Source organism: Vibrio sp. 10N.261.46.A3 (assembly GCF_041472995.1).
In the GTDB taxonomy this organism is placed as follows: Bacteria; Pseudomonadota; Gammaproteobacteria; order Enterobacterales; family Vibrionaceae; genus Vibrio; species Vibrio coralliirubri.
On sequence record NZ_JBFRRH010000134.1, the window covers coordinates 1 to 1,166 of the forward strand.

Annotated in this window: 1 protein-coding gene and 2 pseudogenes; 1 reads left to right on the forward strand and 2 read right to left on the reverse strand. The window is 46.2% G+C overall.

Annotated elements, in window-relative coordinates:
* Window positions 1–291, reverse strand: a pseudogene (locus AB4484_RS24620) (CpaF family protein); the annotation flags it as partial.
* A 122-nt stretch (window positions 292–413) separates the two neighbouring features.
* On the opposite strand from AB4484_RS24620, the gene AB4484_RS24625 reads away from it, so the two are divergent.
* On the forward strand, window positions 414–758 hold the full coding sequence (locus AB4484_RS24625) for a hypothetical protein (RefSeq protein WP_372080838.1): 345 nt from the start codon (window positions 414–416) through the stop codon (window positions 756–758).
* A gap of 91 nt (window positions 759–849) precedes the next feature.
* On the opposite strand, the pseudogene AB4484_RS24630 reads toward AB4484_RS24625, so the two are convergent.
* Window positions 850–1,166, reverse strand: a pseudogene (locus AB4484_RS24630) (hypothetical protein); the annotation flags it as partial.

Sequence of the window (1,166 nt, forward strand, 5' to 3'; positions counted from 1 at the left end):
TCCATTGGGCTTCAGACCCCCTTTAGGTGTCACTTCGGGAAGCGCGGCACACACGCGAGAGCAATCCGGTAGACGCGCATCTAATATTGGAGAATCTCGCGTTAAAGTCTGGTTTAACGCTGTGCTAAGCTGAACAATGAAGTCCTGAAATGATTGATTAGACTTAAATTGAATGTCGGTACGGGTTATTTTGCCGTCTTGCTCAACTGAGATAGCATCAAAACGGTCTACGAAGATTTCGGTGGTTCTTGGGTCTTCATACAGAGATTTAAGAGGAGCAAAATGCTCCACTACCCACTACCCACTGCCATTCGTATTCTTTATCTGATGGCACATCACCAAATATCGTGGGGATGAAGGACGACGGGGACTTTTCTGTGGTCATAAGGATTACCTCAATACAAGGAGAAATAATGGAAGCCAAAAGTGAAGGCAAGCGATACTTTAAAATGCAATACCCAGATGAGTCGCGCCCTATCATCTCGGTTCGGGGGCGCTCAAGACCGGTGATGGTCTTATCTGAAAATGCTTTGGTAGTGTTAACTAAAGGGGTATCAAAAAGCCGGATGGGTGCCATAGTGAGCGGGGTGATAACCTACCCAAACGGTAATCAAGATGAGGTGCATGGCTACATCATCTTCATCAAAGGAAAGAGCATCATTGTTAAGTTGCTTAAAAACATCCCAATCGCGCGAATCAATGAGCAGCAGCGCTGGGTGCTCCAACATTACCCCAATTTTGATATGAGAATGAAGTAAGCAACTCAGTGCATTGACTGTTTGATTTTGTTGCGGTTTTTGGGCTTACCCACCGTTTCGGTGGATAACTCGATAACAAAGTGTCGATGCTTTAATTTCCAACGATGACATCCGCCGTTATGGTGTCGCCATTGTGATTGTAAAAGTAAGGCTCGCCATACCTTTGGCCGTCCATCCACATTTCAGTGTATTCATACGTTGCTGTGCATTGAGTGGGCGTTCGGTGGGATGTGTCGCGTGACGTTACGCAAGATTGGTCTTTGTACAACTTTGAAGGTACTGGCCTCCAAGCGCTGCACACTTTCTCACCTTTAAATGAATGCCCCCAACTCACACACTCTTCATAGCGCGGTGAGTAAGCCGCTCGACCTTCTCGTGAGGTGATTTCACTTGAAGGTAAGGAATTTC